Annotated in this window: 14 protein-coding genes; 1 reads left to right on the forward strand and 13 read right to left on the reverse strand. The window is 65.6% G+C overall.

Going from position 1 to position 16,972, the window contains the following annotated elements; genetic code table 11:
* Positions 1–85 precede the first annotated feature (85 nt).
* The 10 genes from AKI39_RS22605 to AKI39_RS22650 all read right to left on the reverse strand — a co-directional run bounded on the left by AKI39_RS22605 (position 86) and on the right by AKI39_RS22650 (position 13,258).
* Positions 86–868, reverse strand: a complete 783-nt coding sequence (locus AKI39_RS22605) for an ABC transporter permease (protein ID WP_066641155.1) — start codon at positions 866–868, stop codon at positions 86–88.
* A complete protein-coding gene (locus tag AKI39_RS22610; RefSeq protein WP_066641157.1) occupies positions 858–1,649 on the reverse strand; it encodes an ABC transporter permease in 792 nt (263 codons plus the stop codon). The genes AKI39_RS22605 and AKI39_RS22610 overlap by 11 nt, the downstream gene beginning before the upstream one ends.
* Positions 1,650–1,659: 10 nt before the next feature.
* The gene (locus AKI39_RS22615; protein ID WP_066641159.1) at positions 1,660–2,652 is read right to left on the reverse strand and encodes an ABC transporter substrate-binding protein; all 993 of its coding nucleotides are present in this window, start codon (positions 2,650–2,652) and stop codon (positions 1,660–1,662) included.
* Positions 2,653–2,661: 9 nt separating this feature from the next.
* Entirely contained in the window at positions 2,662–3,498 is an 837-nt protein-coding gene (locus AKI39_RS22620) for an ABC transporter ATP-binding protein (RefSeq protein WP_083229004.1), read from the reverse strand.
* A gap of 158 nt (positions 3,499–3,656) precedes the next feature.
* Positions 3,657–4,862: a DUF5621 domain-containing protein gene (locus AKI39_RS22625; protein ID WP_066641161.1), complete on the reverse strand. Its 1,206-nt coding sequence runs from the start codon at positions 4,860–4,862 to the stop codon at positions 3,657–3,659.
* 400 nt (positions 4,863–5,262) lie between these two features.
* The gene (locus tag AKI39_RS22630; protein WP_066641163.1) at positions 5,263–7,335 is read right to left on the reverse strand and encodes a UvrD-helicase domain-containing protein; all 2,073 of its coding nucleotides are present in this window, start codon (positions 7,333–7,335) and stop codon (positions 5,263–5,265) included.
* A gap of 8 nt (positions 7,336–7,343) precedes the next feature.
* Positions 7,344–9,494: a primosomal protein N' gene (locus AKI39_RS22635; RefSeq protein ID WP_066641165.1), complete on the reverse strand. Its 2,151-nt coding sequence runs from the start codon at positions 9,492–9,494 to the stop codon at positions 7,344–7,346.
* Positions 9,495–9,844: 350 nt separating this feature from the next.
* Positions 9,845–10,927, reverse strand: a complete 1,083-nt coding sequence (gene hemE / locus AKI39_RS22640; RefSeq protein WP_066641170.1) for a uroporphyrinogen decarboxylase — start codon at positions 10,925–10,927, stop codon at positions 9,845–9,847.
* 49 nt (positions 10,928–10,976) lie between these two features.
* Positions 10,977–11,975 (reverse strand): hypothetical protein, encoded by a 999-nt coding sequence (locus AKI39_RS25920; RefSeq protein ID WP_066641171.1) that lies wholly within the window; start codon positions 11,973–11,975, stop codon positions 10,977–10,979.
* 113 nt (positions 11,976–12,088) lie between these two features.
* Positions 12,089–13,258, reverse strand: coding sequence for a PepSY-associated TM helix domain-containing protein (locus AKI39_RS22650; RefSeq protein ID WP_066641172.1), 1,170 nt, complete (start codon positions 13,256–13,258; stop codon positions 12,089–12,091).
* 240 nt (positions 13,259–13,498) lie between these two features.
* On the opposite strand from AKI39_RS22650, the gene AKI39_RS22655 reads away from it, so the two are divergent.
* Positions 13,499–13,978 (forward strand): carboxymuconolactone decarboxylase family protein, encoded by a 480-nt coding sequence (locus AKI39_RS22655; protein ID WP_066641173.1) that lies wholly within the window; start codon positions 13,499–13,501, stop codon positions 13,976–13,978.
* A 121-nt stretch (positions 13,979–14,099) separates the two neighbouring features.
* On the opposite strand, the gene AKI39_RS22660 is transcribed toward AKI39_RS22655, so the two are convergent.
* From AKI39_RS22660 to atpG, 3 genes are all read right to left on the reverse strand, one after another.
* The gene (locus AKI39_RS22660; protein ID WP_066641174.1) at positions 14,100–14,528 is read right to left on the reverse strand and encodes a F0F1 ATP synthase subunit epsilon; all 429 of its coding nucleotides are present in this window, start codon (positions 14,526–14,528) and stop codon (positions 14,100–14,102) included.
* A gap of 9 nt (positions 14,529–14,537) precedes the next feature.
* Entirely contained in the window at positions 14,538–15,938 is a 1,401-nt protein-coding gene (atpD, locus tag AKI39_RS22665) for a F0F1 ATP synthase subunit beta (protein WP_066641175.1), read from the reverse strand.
* 75 nt (positions 15,939–16,013) lie between these two features.
* On the reverse strand, positions 16,014–16,913 hold the full coding sequence (gene atpG, locus AKI39_RS22670) for a F0F1 ATP synthase subunit gamma (RefSeq protein ID WP_066641179.1): 900 nt from the start codon (positions 16,911–16,913) through the stop codon (positions 16,014–16,016).
* Positions 16,914–16,972: the final 59 nt, after the last annotated feature.

The following is a 16,972-nucleotide window of genomic DNA, read 5'->3' on the forward strand; positions in this document are numbered from 1 at the left end:
CCGGAGGCCGGACGGCATCCGGAACATGGGTTCCGGCGACGGACGGCAGCGGGTCAACACGATCATGGCTATGGATGGCCGCGCCTCATCGCGCGGCAAAGCGGCGTTCCAGCGGCACGATCACCAGCCGTTCCCCCGCGACGAAAAGCAGCACGATGGCGAAACAGGTCGCCAGAAAAGTCACGCTGTCGGCCGTGGTCTGCGCCCGCAGCATCAGGTAACCCAGCCCGCTGGGCGCGCCCACCAGCTCCGACACCAGCGCGATCTTCCAGCCGATGCCGTAGGCGATGCGAATGGCCGACAGCAGGTACGGCACCAGCAGCGGCAAGGTAATCCGCCACCACACCCTCGCGGCGCGGCGGGTGAAGCTGCGTCCCATCTCCAGCAGCTCCCGGTCTATCGCCCGCAGGCCTTCGCTCACGTTGACCAGGCAAAAGGGGATCAGGATGGCCACTTCGACGAAGATGACGCTGAAATCGCCCGCGTCGAACCAGATGGCCGCCAGGATCGCCCAGCCGATGGAAGGAAAGGAATTCAGCACCGGCTTGATTCGTTCCTGCACGATGGCCGCGCAGGCCGGCACGCCGTGGGACAGGAAGGCAAGCGCGCTGCCGATCAGGCTTGCCAGCAACACGGAAACGACCACGCGCAGCGTCGAGATCGCGGTATGCCCCAGGAAAGCCGGATCGATGAACAGGTCCAGCAGCCGCCGGCCCACCGCCAACGGCCCGGGCAGCACGAATGCCGGCAGGCCGCGCGCCGTCAGCCACCAGCCGGCCAGCAAGGCCACGATCAGGCCCTCCCCCAGCAGGCGGGCCTTCCAGTCGGGCGCGTCGGCGCCACGCGTCGATACGGAACTATTGCGCATACTGTCGGGACAAGCGGTTTTGCAGGGGCGCGAATACCAGCCGGTCGGTGCCGTAGACGAACAGCACGATCAGCACGATGGCGACGAAGATGGTGGTCGTGTCGAAATCCTGCCGCGCCATGTTGATCACATAGCCCAGGCCGGAATTGCCGCCGAACAGCTCGGCGGTCAAGGTCACTTTCCAGGCCACGCCGAACATGATGCGCAGCGTGGCGAAGACAAAGGGGTAGAGCAGCGGCACGACCACATGGCGGAACTGGCGCCAGCGGGCACGGCTGTAGCTGCGCGACATCTCCAGCAGCTCGCCGTCCATATTGTTCAGGCCGGCCCACAGGTTCACCAGCGCGAACGGCGTCAGCACGGCGCTGATGGCGAAGACCACCGCGCCGGAATTGATGCCGAACCACATCACCGCCAGCAGCGTCCAGCCCACGCCCGGAAAGGCGTTCAGCAAAGGCGCGAGCCGATGCTGGATGGCGAAGCGCCAGATCGGAAAGTAATACGGCAGCAGCGCCAGCAGCGCGCCGATGACGAAGGACAGCGCGATCGCGCCCAGCACGTGGCCGATGGACACCGCCAGATGCCACAGCTGGTGCGGGTTGGCCAGGAAGCGGGACAGGCCCAGCGCGACTTCGCCCGGACCCGGCAGCAGGAAGGACGGTAGCAGCCACGATGCGCCTTCCCAGGCCGCCAGGAAAGCCAGCGTGAACAGGTGCGGGGCCCAGCGCCGCCGCGGCCCGCATGCCGGCGCCGGACCGCGCGCGCTGATCGTGGACGACATGTGGCCCGCCTCAGGCGCGCGGCGCCTTGTCCCAGACCAGGGTGCGGATGTCCGGATAGGACTTCAGCACGCCCAGGTCCCGGGCCTGCTCGTAGAACAGCGTAATGGCCTTGGCGTGTTCCTCGCTGAAGTAGCCCGGCACCTCGGAGTTCTTGGTGAACCACCATTCGAAGAAATCCGGCTCCAGGCCGCTTTCCTTGCCCACCGCGCCAAAGACCTCGGCCTTGTTGGCCATGGCGTATTTCAAGGACTCACGGAACACACGGCAGAATTCGACATAGGCCTCCGGCTGCTTGGACAGGCGTTCCGGATAGCCGATATTGACGGCGCTGACGAAGCGCGTCTTGAATATCTCGTTGTTGTCGCGCGCCGTTTCGGCGATCAGGCGAAAATCCCCGGACTTCAGCGCACGGTAGGCCTGGCTGTGTATCAGCGTGGCGGCGTCCAGCTTGCCCGACGCCAGCGCACCGGGCAGGTTGGGCGCCTGGATCTCCACCTGGCTGACATCCCCGCCTTCCAGCGCCATGTTCAGGCCGTATTTTTTCGTCAGCGCGATACGGATCTGCGTATAACCGGTGGAACGCAGCCCATAGGATCCCAGCGTCTTGCCCTTGAGGTCCTGCGGCGTCTTCAGCGCGCTATCGCGCGGCACCCATACGCCCGCCCCTTCACCGGCCGGCGCGGCGCGCAGCGACGTGGCCAGGATGTTCACCGACAACCCGCGCTGCACGGCGGCCGGCAGGCTGACCACGGCCGCCATGATGACGTCGTACTGCTTGGCCGAGGTTGCCTGTATCAATTGCGGAATCGCCAGCGCGCGCGCCTGGACATCGATCGTGGAAGACGGCACCTTGCCGTTGCGCATGGCCCAGGTGACCACGTCATAGGCAGGGTCCAGCAGATACGCGTAGGTAATGGTGGGGCGCTGCTGCGCCAGGACAGGTGCCGCGATCCCATAGAGGGCGGGCAGCGCGGCCAGTTTCAGAACACTGCGACGATGCATGGGAAACTCCTAGGACACCGCGGCCGGCTCGTCGACGGGCGTCGAAGCCATCGCACGGAACAGGCCGACCAGATGATCGCGATGGGCCGCGAGCACGGCATGGTCCGCGCGGCGCGGCCGTGGGGTATCGACCGCCACGGTCTCCAGCACGGTGGTCGGTTTGCCGGAAAACAGCACGATGCGGTCGGCCAGTTGCAAGGCTTCGTCGATGTCGTGCGTGACGAACACCACGGTCTTGCCGGTGCGCTGCCAGATCTGTTCGATCTCGGCGCGCATGCGCTGGCGGGTATTGGGATCGAGCGCGGAAAACGGCTCGTCCATGAAGATAATTTGCGGATCCACCGCCAGGGCGCGGGCGATCGCCACGCGCTGGCGTTCGCCGCCGGAAAGCGCCGACGGATATTTGTGCGCATCGGCCGCCAGGCCCACCATGGCCAGCAGGTCCATGGCGCGCTCGCGGCGGCCTTGCCTTTCTTCCCTGCCGGCCTTGCCGAAGCGCAGTTCCGGCGCCAGCAGGATGTTGTCCAGCGCATTGCGCCACGACACCAGCCGCGGCGACTGGAAAACGAAGGCGATTTCCTGCCAGGCCTCGCTGGGGGGGCGCCCGGCCACGCTGACCTGGCCGCCGGAAATCGGCAGCAGGCCGCCCATGACGCGCAGCGACGTCGACTTGCCGCAGCCCGACGGGCCGAGGATGCACAGGAATTCGCCGCGCCTGACCTCGAAACTCAGCGTGTCGTAGATACGCTGGCCGCCCAGCGTGACATCCACGCGGTCGAACACGATGATGGGGTCCTGCATGGCCCCGTCACGGGTGGCCGAGGTGGCGGAGACGTCGATGGGCACGGAAGCAACCGGGCATGAAAAGTTCGGTATACGCGTGGATACAAACACGCGATCCGCACCTTACCAGGGATGCCGTCCCTACGCCAGGGTATTCGCCCTAGGGCGCGGCCGCCATGGTGCGACCGCGTACCGGCGCCCGCGAAAAAATCGCATGCGCGTCAGGGGTGAAAACCCATCCTGGACATATCCGCCCGGACCTGCTGCCGGTCGATCCATATGGGCTGCCTGCCCGAGCCGCCAGGCGGTATCGTTACGCCAACCCCGGCCGGGTCGCCGGCCTGAAAGCCGATATCCACCAATGTGCGGCGCAGCCCCGTATAGAACCTGGTCTTGTCGAAATCCCGGATCACCGCGGCGCGGTCAACGTCGCGCCCTTCGAAAATCCAGCTGTACAGATAAGGCAGCGTGCTCCGAAAGATGCGGCGATGGTGCTCGTTGATGAAGAAATTCGCGTGCGCCACATAGTGGTCGATATGCTTGGCGACGAAGTCGCGCGTGGATGCGCCGCCCATGAACAGCGATGAACCAAAGCCAGGGCCGGTTTGCCGGTAGTCCGGCATTTTGATCTTCATTCTGGCGTACAGATTGCATTGCTCCAGGCCGTCGTAGCGTGGCGTGGGCACGGACTTGAACCGGGTACCCAGGGTATCCAGGAATCTCCAGGCCAGGAACCATGCCATTTCCGCCGCCTCGCCAAGATTCTTCATCACGTTCCTGTCGAGCTTCGCCTGGCCCGCGTGATTGCCAGGAAACGGTATGAATATCGCATTCGTTCCCGGATCCGTGAACGCGACACGCTGGGCATCCTGCGGCGCGAAGAAACGCCGGGTCTCGTGCATGGAGAGGACGGCGCAATAATTCCTGACGTTGCCGGGAATCGTGCTGGTGTCGATATCGCCGCCGTTGCCGATGCCGGCAACCGGGTCCACCGCGAAGATGTTGACGGCGATCTGCGGGAAAAACTCGCGCAGCTTGACGGCCAGTTTCGTGCAGGTGACCGCGCCGCGGCTCCAGCCCAGCATGTTGACCGTATCCGGCAGCCGGTCCAGTCCGGCGATCGTCGCCACGGCGTGGATGACATTGTCGTCCCATCCCGCACCGGTGAGCGCCCCGGTCAACGCGCAATTGATGCGCGTATTGCCCAGTTCCTTGTTGCCGAAGATGGCCTTTGCCTGCTTGTCGCGGGTGTAGGGATTGAATTGTCCGGGCGTCACGCCTGTTTTCGGATCGCTGCCGGGGCCATCGCATATCAGGTAATCGGTGTATTCGTTGCCCGCGGCCAGGCGGCCGAATTCCGCCACGATCTCGCCTTCCCCATCGCGGCTGGCACGTGTGCCGTGGTTGAAAACCGTAAATACTGCCATTTGGATCCCACTGCGTCGGTTAAGGAATGCCCATGGCCGGCGGATCCCGTCTCCATGTTTGGCTGCAGGCATACTCCAGCCCCGGAGCCGGATGCGACGGCATGCAGGCCGGGGCAGGATAGATAAATTCCCCAACCCGCACTAACAAGAAAATTCTCATCGCGGCATGGAGGACATCGCGCGAAAAACCGCCATCGCGGACGCCATGGAGCGCGCCCCATTCATCAATCCGCGGGAGACGTCGGAATCGCGTTCCTCTCGACGCCCGGCGCATTCTTCTGCGTTCGGAACTCGCCTGCCTCGGCGTGGGATTCAATCTTTCTTCGGCGCCGGTCCGGTTGCGTGGCGGGCCCGGCATGCGGCAAGCCGCCGGCCTTCGCGCCGTTTGCGGGCCGCCGCCTTATGTGCCGGGACCGCCCTTGTTCAGCAGGGCTTTCAGCATCCCCAGCCGCTCTTTCGGGCTCAAGGCGCGCGTGGCTTCATCCTCGGGAAAGCGTGCGTCCCCCAGGCCCATTTCCTCGATGAAGCGCGACGGTTCGCGCACCAGGTCCTCGCGCGCGCGCCGGCGCTTTTTGCACCAGCTCAGATTCAGGCTGCGCTGGGCGCGTGTGATGCCCACGTACATCAGCCGACGCTCTTCCTCGATGCGGGTGGCCAGCGATTCGGCGGCACGCGCCGGGTCGCCTTCTTCTTCGTCCTTGCCCAGGTGCGGCAGCAGCCCTTCTTCCACCCCAGCCATGTAGACGTGCGGATACTCCAGGCCCTTGGAGGCGTGCAGCGTGGACAGCTTGACCGCGTCGGGTTCTTCTTCCTCGCCGCGTTCCAGCATGGTCACGAGCGCCACGTGCTGCACCAGCTCGAACAGCGTCATGCCGTCCTCTTCCGCCTTGCGCTTGAGCCAGCCGGTCAGTTCCAGCACGTTCTGCCAGCGCGTCTGCGCCGGTTTTTCGTCGAACATATCGTACAGATGGCGTTCGTACTGGATCGCACCGAGCAGGTCATCCAGCAGGACGCCGGCCGGTTCGGCGGACAGGGGCTTGGTGCTGTCCGGCGCGCCACGTCCGGCGCGCCACTGCATGCGCTGGATAAACTCGGCGAACGTGCGCAGCGCTTCCAGCTGGCGCTGTTGCAGCAGCGTGTCCACGCCGTGCTCGAAGACCGCGGCGAACAGCGGTATCTGCCGCTCGGCGGCATACTGCCCCAAGGTCTGCAAGGTTCCCTGCCCGATGCCGCGCTTGGGCGTGGTCGCGGCACGAATAAAGGCCGGATCGTCCTGGTCATTGGCGATCAGTCGCAGATACGCCAGCACGTCGCGCACTTCGGCCTTGTCGAAGAAGCTCTGCCCGCCCGAGATGGTGTACGGGATCTTCAGATTGCGCAGCGCCTGCTCCAGTATCCGCGCCTGGTGATTGCCGCGATAGAGGATGGCGTAGTCCTTCCAGTGCCCTTGCCTTTCGAACCGGGCGGCGGAAATCCGCATCGCGATCGCTTCCGCTTCGGCCTCTTCGCTATCCATGGGCGTGATCACGATGGGTTCGCCCACGCCCAGGTCGGACCACAGCTTTTTTTCGAACAGCTTGGGGTTTTTTTCGATGACCTTGTTGGCGGCGGCCAGGATGCGCTGCACGGACCGGTAGTTCTGCTCCAGCTTGATCAGCTTCAGGCTGGGATAGTCCGTCGTCAGCTTGGCCAGGTTCTCGATGGTCGCGCCGCGCCAGGCGTAAATGGCCTGGTCGTCGTCGCCCACCGCCGTGAACATGGCGCGATCGCCGCTCAACAGCTGCACCAGCCGGTACTGACAGACATTGGTGTCCTGGTATTCGTCCACCAGCAGATAGCGCACGCGGTTCTGCCAGCGAGTGCGAACCTCTTCGTTGTGCTCCAGCAGCAGCGCCGGGATGCGGATCAGGTCGTCGAAATCCACCGCCTGATAGGCCGCCAGCGTCGCCGCGTAGCTGCGGTACACGCGCGCGGCCTCCACGTCGGCCTTGGTCGTGGCCTGGGCCGCGGCGGCGTCCGGGTCCAGCAGCGCATTCTTCCACAGCGATATCGTCGTCTGCACGGTGCGCAGCCAGCCGCGATCCGTCGTCGCCAACAGTTCCTGGATGATGCCCATCGCGTCATCGGCATCCAGGATGGAGAACTGCGGTTTCAGGCCGGCGTGCCGCGCCTCCTCGCGCAGGAAGCGTACGCCCAGCGCGTGAAAGGTGCTGATGGTCAAGCCCTTGGCAAGCTTGCGGTCGACCAGGGTCTTGACGCGTTCGTCCATCTCGCGCGCGGCCTTGTTGGTGAAGGTGAGCGCGACGATATTGCGGCCCATGTATCCACATTCGCGCAGCAGATAGGCGATCTTCTGCGTGATGACCCGCGTCTTGCCGCTGCCGGCGCCCGCCAATACCAGGCAGGGACCGCCCAGGTACAGGACGGCTTCGCGTTGCGCGGGATTCAGCCCGGCGGGTAGGGACTCGGACATGGCGCTCGTCAGATCTCCAGGGGGTCGACCTCTAGCTGCCAGCGTACGCGGGAAGCGGCAGGCAACTCGTGCAGCATGGCGGACCAGGCGGACAGGAAGGCCTGCAGGGCTGGCCGGCTGGTACTTTCCACCAGCAGCTGCGCCCGTTCCATATTGGCCACCCGCACCACGCGCAACGGAACCGGATCGTAGCGCGTAACGGCGTCCGCCGTGGGAAAGCTGCCTGCCATTTCGCCGTCCGGCAGATCGCGCGCCGTCTGCAGGAACTCCAGTGCCTGGGCCAGTTCGCGGGCCTCGGCCGTCAGCAGCGCCTGGTGGGCGAATGGGGGCAGGCCCGTGCTTTCGCGTTCGGCCAGCGCGGGGCCGGCAAAGCCGGCGTAGTCGTGGCGCAGCAACGCCTGGTAGATGGGTTGTTCCGGATACCCCGTCTGGACCAGGACTTCGCCGCCTTCCGCATGCCGGCCGGCGCGGCCGGCCACCTGCATAAGCTGGGCGAACAGCCGCTCGGGCGCGCGGAAATCATGCGCGAACAGCATCGCGTCGGCATTGAGCACGCCGACCAGCCCCAGCCTGGCGAAATCATGGCCCTTGGCCACCATTTGCGTGCCCACCAGGATGTCGACTTCGCCGGCATGCACGCTGGCGAACAGGCTCTGCGCGCTGCCCTTGCGGCGCGTGCTGTCCGCATCGATGCGCAGGATGCGGGCTTGCGGAAACAGCTGGGAAAGGTGTTCCTCGACACGCTGGGTGCCACGGCCCATGGGCTGCAGGTCCTGGTCGCCGCACTCGGGGCAGGCGCGCGGCACACGCGCCTGGTAGCCGCAGTGATGGCATTGCAGGATATGGCCGCCGGGCCCGGGCCCGCGATGCAGCACGGTGAAGGCCGTGCACCGCGGACATTGGCTGACCCAGGCGCAGGATGCGCAGTGCAGCACGGGCGCATAGCCGCGCCGGTTCAGGAATACCAGCGACTGTTCGCCGCGCTCCAGCCGCTTGCCGATGGCCTCGATCAATTGCGGGGACATGCCTTGCTTCATCGCCAGGCGCCGCGTATCCACCAGCCGCACGGCGGGCGGCTGGCTGGCCTTGGCGCGCGCCGATAGGGTCAGGCGCAGGTAGCGGCCACGCTCGGCCTGCTGCCAGGTTTCCAGCGAAGGGGTGGCCGACCCCAGCAGCACCGGAATGTCGCGATCCCGCGCCCGCCAGATGGCGAGATCGCGTGCCGAATAGCGCAGGCCGTCCTGCTGCTTGTATGACGCGTCATGTTCTTCATCGACGACGATCAAGCCCAGTTCCGGCAGCGGCGCGAAGATGGACATACGCGTGCCCAGCAGTACCCGGGCCTCGCCGCGCTGGGCACGCACCCAGGCCCGCAGGCGTTCGCCGTCGGACAGCCCGCTGTGCAGCACCGCCAGGGATCCCGGCCCCGCGACCGCGTCCAGCCGGCCGCGCAGCACGGCTTCCAGCTGGGGCGTCAGGTTGATTTCCGGCACCATCAACAAGACCTGGCGGCCTTGCGCCAGGACGTCCCGCGCGGCGCGCAGGTAGACCTCGGTCTTGCCGCTGCCCGTCACGCCGTGCAGCAGGACGGGCTTGAAGCCACGCAGGGCGCGGATGGCGGCAACCGCGATTTCCTGTTCCGCATTCAGGACGGGTTCGACGGGGGCCAGGTCGGTATCGTCCGCCACGGTGGCGGCCGCGTCGGGCGGGGTGGCGGTCTTCGCCTGCGCCTTGGCATGCTTGGCATCCAGGCGAGCAACCGGGCCGGCGCCGGACCGCTGGCCTTCGTAGGCCGACGGTTTGCGCAAGGGCGGCGGCAGCGCCGGCAGCATGACCTCGCCCAGTGGCCGGTGGTAATAGGCCGCGGCGAAACGTGCCAGCCGCAGCCAATCGGGCGTGAAGGGCGGCAGGTCGTCCAGGACGCGGTCTATGGGCTTGATATGGACAGGATCGATGGACGGCGCCGCCGGCACGTCCGTCACGATACCGACCAGCCGGCGCCGGCCGAAAGGCACGATGACGCGCATGCCGGGCGCCAGCGGCGCGGCGTGGCGGTAGTCGAAGGGGCCCGGCAACGGCACGTCCAGGGCCACCCGCAACCACACAACCCCTTGTTGGGCGGCCATGCCGGGCAGGCGCTCGACGTCCGTGTCAGTCATTGCCATCGGCCAAAAGCATGGGGTTCCCGCATGACGCTATTTAAAGTGAATTCTCGAAGTTTCCGCTAAGCGCCTGTACTGGCTGCGATAGGAAAGGCATTCGGACGGGGCTGTGGATAACTTTGGGGAAAAGCCGCGGCTTTTCGGAAAGCGGGCGCGATACCACAACTGCGCCGCTCTGGTAAAGGGAATTTGCTAATTGGTTTTGCACGTGAAATCAGTCACTTACGATCTTGGCCGAGAAGGCATGGACTAGGGCCTCCTGTCAAGAGGAAAGCTTCGCTGCTGTGCACAAGTCCCGGAAAATGGGGCGCGGCTTGGCGCTGCCGTCCCCTGGGACCCCCTGGCCTCTAGGCGGCAGGCGCATGAAACGCGCGGCTGTAGGCATGCACCTCGTCAACCAATTCGGCTACGGCATCCGGCGGAGTGAATTGGGAAATCCCATGGCCCAGGTTGAACACATGGCCCCCCGCGCCGACCATGCCGAAGTCGTCGATGACGCGGCGCGCCTGGGCGCGCACCGCGGGCGCGCCGCCAAACAGCGCCATGGGATCCAGGTTGCCCTGCAGCGCCACCGTATCGGCGACCCGGCGGCGCGCCTGTTGCAGGTTGACCGTCCAGTCCACACCCACCGCGTCCGCGCCACAGCCGGCGATATCTTCCAGCCACATCCCGCCACCCTTGGTGAAAACGATGGCAGGCACCCGGCGACCGTCGTGCTCTCGGACGAGCCCCGCCAGCACCTGTCGGGTGTAGGCCAGCGAATATTCCTGGAACAGGCCATCGGCCAGCACGCCGCCCCAGCTGTCGAACACCATGACCGCCTGGGCACCCGCCGCGATCTGGGCATTCAGGTAGTCGATCGTCGCCTGGGCGTTCACGCGCAGGATGCGATGGACCAGATCCGGGCGCCCATACATCATGCCCTTGATAAGTCGGTAATCGTCGCTGCCCTTGCCTTCCACCATGTAACAGGCGATCGTCCATGGACTGCCGGCAAAACCGATGAGCGGCACACGCCCACCCAGTTCGCGGCGGATCAGGGCGACGGCGTCGAATACGTAGCGCAGGCGGTCTAGGTCTGGCGGGACGAGGGCGTCGACGTCGGCCTCGGTACGCACCGGCCGCTCGAAATGGGGGCCTTCCCCGGCACGAAAATCCAGGCCCAGGCCCATGGCGTGGGGCACCGTCAGGATGTCGGAGAACAGGATGGCCGCATCCAGCGGATACCGCGCCAGCGGCTGGAGGGTGACTTCGGCGGCGTATTGGGGATTCTGCGCCAAGCCCAGGAAGGACCCGGCGCGCGCGCGAGTGGCATTGTATTCAGGCAGATAGCGTCCCGCTTGCCGCATCAGCCACACGGGGGTGTAAGGCACCGGCTGGCGCAGCAAGGCGCGCAGGAATACATCGTTTTGCAAAGCAACGGCTGACACGGCTTTCCTTGAAAGGTCCAAGCGGTGGATTTTACCCGCCGGGCGGGCGTCAACCCGCGGCATCCTTGCGTTCCTGGCGCGGACGGTACGGCGCGGCATCGATATGGTGCTTGCGCATCAATGCCCAGAAGGCGCGGCGGTGCTTGGCCGAGGCACGCGCGGCGCGCGCGACATTGCCGGCGTGGCGCGAGAGCGCGGTACGTACATAGTCGCGTTCGAAGCTGTCGACCACACGCGATTTGGCGATACGGAAGGGTTCGTCGGGATGGACCCGCGGTGCGGCCTGGATGGCCAGCAGGCTGCTATCGATGAGCTCGCGCGACAGGCGGGGGCGAGCGTCCCCCGGCGACAGGGCCATTCTTGCGGCCGCCGCCGCGGCGGCGATGGCGGCCGCGCCGACCCCGGCGCCGGCCCTTCCGTCCGCCCAGGCATAGTGGGACGCGGGCTCTCCCAATGCCTTGGCGGCGGGGCCGCCGGACAAGGATACGGACGGCGCGTCCATGTCCTGCGGGCAGGCGGAACCGACGCCCTGCCCCGCCACGGCCGCCTCCCGCCCGGTGGGATGTCCGGGCGCGGCCATGCCACCCACGGCTGGCCCGCCGGCGGGCCGTCGGCCACTCGCGACGCGGTCCACCCGGACGCGCAGCTCTTCGGGGCATAGCGGATCACGAACGAAATCGCACATGCCGAGCGCCAGCAAGTCCTCCACGGCGGCCGCTTTCAGGCTTTTGGCCAGCCCGATCAGGGGCGTATGCAATCCGCCACGCGCGCAGGACAGCGCGGTTCGCGTCCAGCCCAGCGTGTCCGGCGCCACCGGCAGCAGGCAGGCGTCGAAACGGCGCAGGGACATGGCCAGCCGCGCCAGCGATTGCGTGGCCGCCTGCGCGCCCGCCCCGCCCTGGGCGCCGCCTGGCGGCGCGCCATCGTCCAGCGGCACCGCGTGCAGCCGCACACGTGCCATGTGGCCCGCGTGCCGGTCCATCCATGCCTTGATCCAGCCGGCATGCGCCGGCACCATGAGCACGCCGCAGTCTAGCGTCTCGCGCATCGCTACTCCTCCGTATTGATCGAAGCAGCAAGCCTAGATAGCGCGCCCGTGGCCGGCTATTCGCAACATCCACACTGCGGTTTATACGTAAGGGTTAGCGTGCAGGAACCGTGTCAAGCCTTCATCCCCTGGGCCCCGGCCTTGTGCCGCGCCTCCAGGTCGGCGATGCGCGCCGCGGCGGATTTGCGCCGCGCGACCCACAGGTAGACGCCGCTGCCCAGCACGATGATCGTGACCAGGTCCAGCACCGCCCAGATCAACTTCAGCGGCATGCCCGCGTAGTCGCCGAAGTGCAGCGGCCGCGATACTTCCAGGGCACGCAGGTACCACGGCATGTCCAGCTGGGCGCTCAGGGTCCCGGTGCGCGCGTCCACCAGGACCGGACTGAACAAGCGTGACGTCAACGCGGTATCGCCGTTGAGCCAGAACAGATAGTGATACGGGCTGCCGAACGGACTGGCCGGGAAGGTCACCGCGTTCACCCTCATGCCGGGGCGTGCCTTCAGGGCAGCGCCGTAGGCGGCGTCCACGGAACCCATTTCGCCCAGCCGCGGCGCCGCCTTTCCCTGGTACGGCGCCAGCAGCGTACGCATCGACGTCGCCTGCCAGTACTTGAACATGGGCGTCGACAGTTCATTGATCACGCCGGTGACCCCGACCACGAAGGCCCACCCCAGTGTCACCACCCCCAGCAAGTTGTGCAGGTCCAGCCATTTGATGCGCGCCGACCGCTCGCCGCGCACGCTGCCGAACGGGATCTTCTTCATGTAGGGGCCGTACAGCACCACGCCCGACACCACGGCCACGCAGAACAGCAGCCCCATGAATCCGAGGAACAATTCGCCAATCAGCCCGGCAAACATGTCGACATGCAGGTGCAGCATGATTTCCATGAAACCATGGCCTTCCTGGTCCGCAGGGGGAAAGTGCTTCAAGAGCTCGCCGGTATGCGCATCAAACCGGAGGCGGTGCGCCAGGTCCTGCTTGCCCGGCTGCGGGTTCATGCCAATCAGGACTTGGGGATCGTCGTCGTCGATGAACAGGAACTCGATGGCGTCCTGGGGATACAGGCGCTTGCTCTGCGCAACCATCGCGTCCAGGCTGGCGCGCGGCGTGCCCTCGGCGACTTGTGCATACGGCTTTGCATCGTCCAGCCAATGGCCGATCTCATGAGAGAAAATCAGCGGCAAGCCGGTCAGGCAGAGCAGCAACAGGAAAAGGGTGCAGGCCAGGCTGCTCCACTTGTGAATGTCGAACCAGGTCTTGAGGGACAGTTTCCCCATGCCATCACCTCCAGGCCGCGCGCGTTATTAATAATAAGAATCTATCTCAATATTGTACCCATTTGAAGCCCGCAATTTGCGATGGTCCAATTCCGGTCTATGTTCTTGGTGCTTCACAGATGTATTTGTCTGAACCATCATAGGCTCACACCCGGCGGTAACCGTCGGATCGCGGACAGTACCCTCTCCGCGCGCCGACGGCACTTCCTCGCCGATCCACCCCTACGTCAAGGAATTGCCATGAGCCAACGCCTGAACTACTACAAGCTGAGCCCCGAACTCGCCAAGAAATACGTGGACTTCAGCCAGACGCTGAAAAAGCGTCCCGTCATTGCCGAGCTCGGCCATCTGGTCACGCTGCGTGCCTCGCAGCTGAACGGCTGCGCCTTTTGTGTCGACATGCACTCCAAGGAAGCCAAGATTCACGGCGAACGCGAACTCCGTCTGTACCACGTTGCCATTTGGTGGGAGTCGCCCCTGTTCAGCGATCGCGAAAAGGCCGCACTGGCGTGGACGGAGGTCGTCACGCACCTGCCGCCCCACGGGGTCCCGGAAGAGGCGTACCAGCGCGTGCGCGAGCATTTCAGCGAAGAGGAAGTGTCCGACCTGACCTTCGCGATCGTCGAGATCAACGGCTGGAACCGCCTTGGCGTCGCCTTCCGTCCGGCTCCGGGTTCGGCCGACGAAATGTTGGGCCTGGGGAAGGCCGGGCTGAAATAAGCTTGCACCCCGCAATGGACGCGAGTCCAGGGTTGCACCCCGCTGTGAGTTGATTGTTTGAGCGCAAGATGCAAAAAGGCCAGGCTGATGCCTGGCCTTTTTTGCGAACGGGCCTTGTGGATCAGTGGCGGCGACCCGAGGTTCCGCGCAGGCGGCGCGCGGCGATAGCCTGCGCCGCGAGCATGGCGAGCTCCGCTTCCACCACGGCCACATCGGCCTTGTCCTTGGCGTTGCGCAGCGCTTCCTCGGCCTTCTGGCGAGCAGCCTCCGCCTTCGCCTCGTCCAGGTCGGCGGCGCGGATGGCCGTATCGGCCAGTACCGTGACGCTGCCCGGCTGCACCTCGAGGATGCCGCCGGCGACAAAGACGTTTTCTTCGCTATTGTCCTCGCGGACGATCTTCAACGTACCCGGGCGGATTCGCGAGATCAGCGGGGTGTGGCCGGGCAGGATGCCCAGCTCGCCCGCTTCGCCAGGCAGAACCACGAACTTCGCCTCGCCGGTGAAGATCGCGGCTTCCGCGCTGACCACGTCGACATGCAGGGTAGCCATAGCGGATCCTTATTGCAGTTTCTTGGCCTTCTCGAAGGCCTCGTCGATGGTGCCGACCATGTAGAAGGCCTGCTCCGGCAGGGCGTCGCATTCGCCGTCCACGATCATCTTGAAGCCGCGGATGGTTTCGGCCAGCGGCACGTACTTGCCGGGCGAGCCCGTGAAGACTTCGGCCACGTGGAAAGGCTGCGACAGGAAGCGCTGGATCTTCCGGGCGCGGGCCACGGCCAGCTTGTCCTCGGGCGACAGTTCGTCCATGCCCAGGATCGCGATGATGTCGCGCAGTTCCTTGTAGCGTTGCAGCGTCTGCTGCACGCCACGGGCAACGGCATAGTGCTCTTCGCCCACGACCTGCGGATCCAGCTGGCGGCTGGTGGAATCCAGCGGGTCCACGGCGGGGTAGATACCCAGCGCGGCGATGTCACGCGACAGCACGACGGTGGAATCCAGATGCTGGAAGGTCGTGGCGGGGGACGGGTCGGTCAAGTCGTCCGCCGGCACGTACACGGCCTGGATCGACGTAATGGAGCCGGTCTTGGTCGAGGTGATGCGTTCCTGCAGCTTGCCCATTTCCTCGGCCAGCGTGGGCTGGTAGCCCACCGCCGACGGCATACGGCCCAGCAGCGCGGACACTTCGGTACCGGCCAGGGTGTAACGGTAGATGTTGTCGACGAAGAACAGGATGTCGCGGCCTTCGTCGCGGAACTTCTCGGCCATCGTCAGGCCGGTCAGCGCCACGCGCAGGCGGTTGCCCGGGGGCTCGTTCATCTGGCCGAACACCATCGCGACCTTGTCCAGCACGTTCGACTCTTCCATTTCATGGTAGAAGTCGTTGCCCTCGCGGGTACGCTCGCCCACGCCGGCAAACACCGACAAGCCGCTGTGCTGCTTGGCGATGTTGTTGATGAGTTCCATCATGTTCACGGTCTTGCCGACGCCGGCGCCGCCGAACAGGCCCACCTTGCCGCCCTTCGCGAAGGGGCAGACCAGGTCGATCACCTTGATGCCGGTTTCGAGCAGTTCCACGGACGGCGACAGTTCGTCGAACTTGGGCGCGGCCTGGTGGATACCGCGCTTTTCCTCGTGCTGGATCGGGCCGGCGTCGTCGATGGGACGGCCCAGCACGTCCATGATGCGGCCCAGCGTGCCGGTGCCGACCGGCACCGAGATCGGCCCGCCGGTGGCGGCAACGTTCATGCCGCGGCGCAGGCCGTCGCTGGAACCCAGCGCGATCGTGCGCACGATGCCGTCGCCCAGTTGCTGCTGGACTTCGAACGTCAGGCCTTTCTCGGCGAAGGAGTTGCCTTCTTCGGCCAGCGAAAGCGCTTCATAGATCTTGGGCATTTGATCGCGGGGGAACTGAATATCCACCACGGCGCCGATGCACTGAACGATGGTTCCGTTGCTCATGTCGATTCCTTTGATAACTCTATGTCCTGTCAGGATGCTGCGTCCGCGGACGCCGGTGACGATGTCGACCCGGCGTCAGACGGCGGCGGCGCCCCCCACGATTTCCGAAATTTCCTTGGTGATCGCGGCCTGGCGGGTCTTGTTGTAGACCAGTTGCAGATCGCCGATCACTTTCTTGGCGTTGTCCGACGCGGCCTTCATGGCCACCATGCGCGCCGATTGTTCCGACGCCATGTTTTCCGCGACCGCCTGGAACAGCACGCCTTCGACATAACGTTGCAGCAGATCGTCGATGACCGAGCGGGCATCGGGCTCGTAGATGTAGTCCCAGCTGTACTCGCCCTTCAGCGCCGCGATGGTCTCGCCGGCGTGGAACGGGTTTTCCAGGTCGCCGCTAGGCAGCGGCAGCAGGCGCAGGAACACCGGCTCCTGCTTCATGGTGTTCACGAAGCGGGTGGTCGCGACATACAGCTCGTCGATACGGCCGTCCATGTAGGCATCCAGCTGGACCTTGATCGCGCCCAGCAGGCGGTCCAGGTGAGGCTGGTCGCCCAGGCCGACTTCCTGCGATACCAGGTTCGCGCTGATCCGGGTCAGCAGGCCCAGGCCCTTGTTGCCCAGCGCGGTGAACTGCACCTTGACGCCGCGTTCCTGGAATTCCTTGAGCTTGGCCAGCGTGACACGGGATACGTTGGTGTTCAGGCCGCCGCACAGACCCTTGTCCGTGGTCACCAGCACCACCCCGATCGCCTTGACCTGTTCGCGCTCGACCAGGAAGGGATGACTGTATTCCGGATTGGCCTGCATCAGGTGCGACGCGATGGCGCGCACCTTGGTGGCGTAGGGACGGCCCGCCCGCATCCGTTCCTGCGCCTTGCGCATCTTGGACGCGGCGACCATTTCCATCGCCTTGGTGATCTTGCGCGTGTTCTGCACGCTCTTGATCTTGGTACGGATTTCCTTGATTCCGGGCATTGCGCTTTCCTGGTGAGACGGTCGGCGGCGGGGCAATCACCCCGTCCGCCCTGCAGGCC

It is taken from the genome of Bordetella sp. H567 (assembly GCF_001704295.1).
Lineage (GTDB): Bacteria > Pseudomonadota > Gammaproteobacteria > Burkholderiales > Burkholderiaceae_B > Bordetella_C.

Excerpts from the sequence above, each read along its gene's own strand:
- AKI39_RS22605 (WP_066641155.1), bottom strand. The coding sequence starts at position 868 with ATGCGCAATAGTTCCGTATCGACGCGTGGCGCCGACGCGCCCGACTGG.
- AKI39_RS22610 (WP_066641157.1), bottom strand. The coding sequence starts at position 1,649 with ATGTCGTCCACGATCAGCGCGCGCGGTCCGGCGCCGGCATGCGGGCCG.
- AKI39_RS22615 (WP_066641159.1), bottom strand. The coding sequence starts at position 2,652 with ATGCATCGTCGCAGTGTTCTGAAACTGGCCGCGCTGCCCGCCCTCTAT.
- AKI39_RS22625 (WP_066641161.1), bottom strand. The coding sequence starts at position 4,862 with ATGGCAGTATTTACGGTTTTCAACCACGGCACACGTGCCAGCCGCGAT.
- AKI39_RS22630 (WP_066641163.1), bottom strand. The coding sequence starts at position 7,335 with ATGTCCGAGTCCCTACCCGCCGGGCTGAATCCCGCGCAACGCGAAGCC.
- AKI39_RS22635 (WP_066641165.1), bottom strand. The coding sequence starts at position 9,494 with ATGACTGACACGGACGTCGAGCGCCTGCCCGGCATGGCCGCCCAACAA.
- AKI39_RS25920 (WP_066641171.1), bottom strand. The coding sequence starts at position 11,975 with ATGCGCGAGACGCTAGACTGCGGCGTGCTCATGGTGCCGGCGCATGCC.
- AKI39_RS22650 (WP_066641172.1), bottom strand. The coding sequence starts at position 13,258 with ATGGGGAAACTGTCCCTCAAGACCTGGTTCGACATTCACAAGTGGAGC.
- AKI39_RS22655 (WP_066641173.1), top strand. The coding sequence starts at position 13,499 with ATGAGCCAACGCCTGAACTACTACAAGCTGAGCCCCGAACTCGCCAAG.
- AKI39_RS22660 (WP_066641174.1), bottom strand. The coding sequence starts at position 14,528 with ATGGCTACCCTGCATGTCGACGTGGTCAGCGCGGAAGCCGCGATCTTC.
- atpD (WP_066641175.1), bottom strand. The coding sequence starts at position 15,938 with ATGAGCAACGGAACCATCGTTCAGTGCATCGGCGCCGTGGTGGATATT.
- atpG (WP_066641179.1), bottom strand. The coding sequence starts at position 16,913 with ATGCCCGGAATCAAGGAAATCCGTACCAAGATCAAGAGCGTGCAGAAC.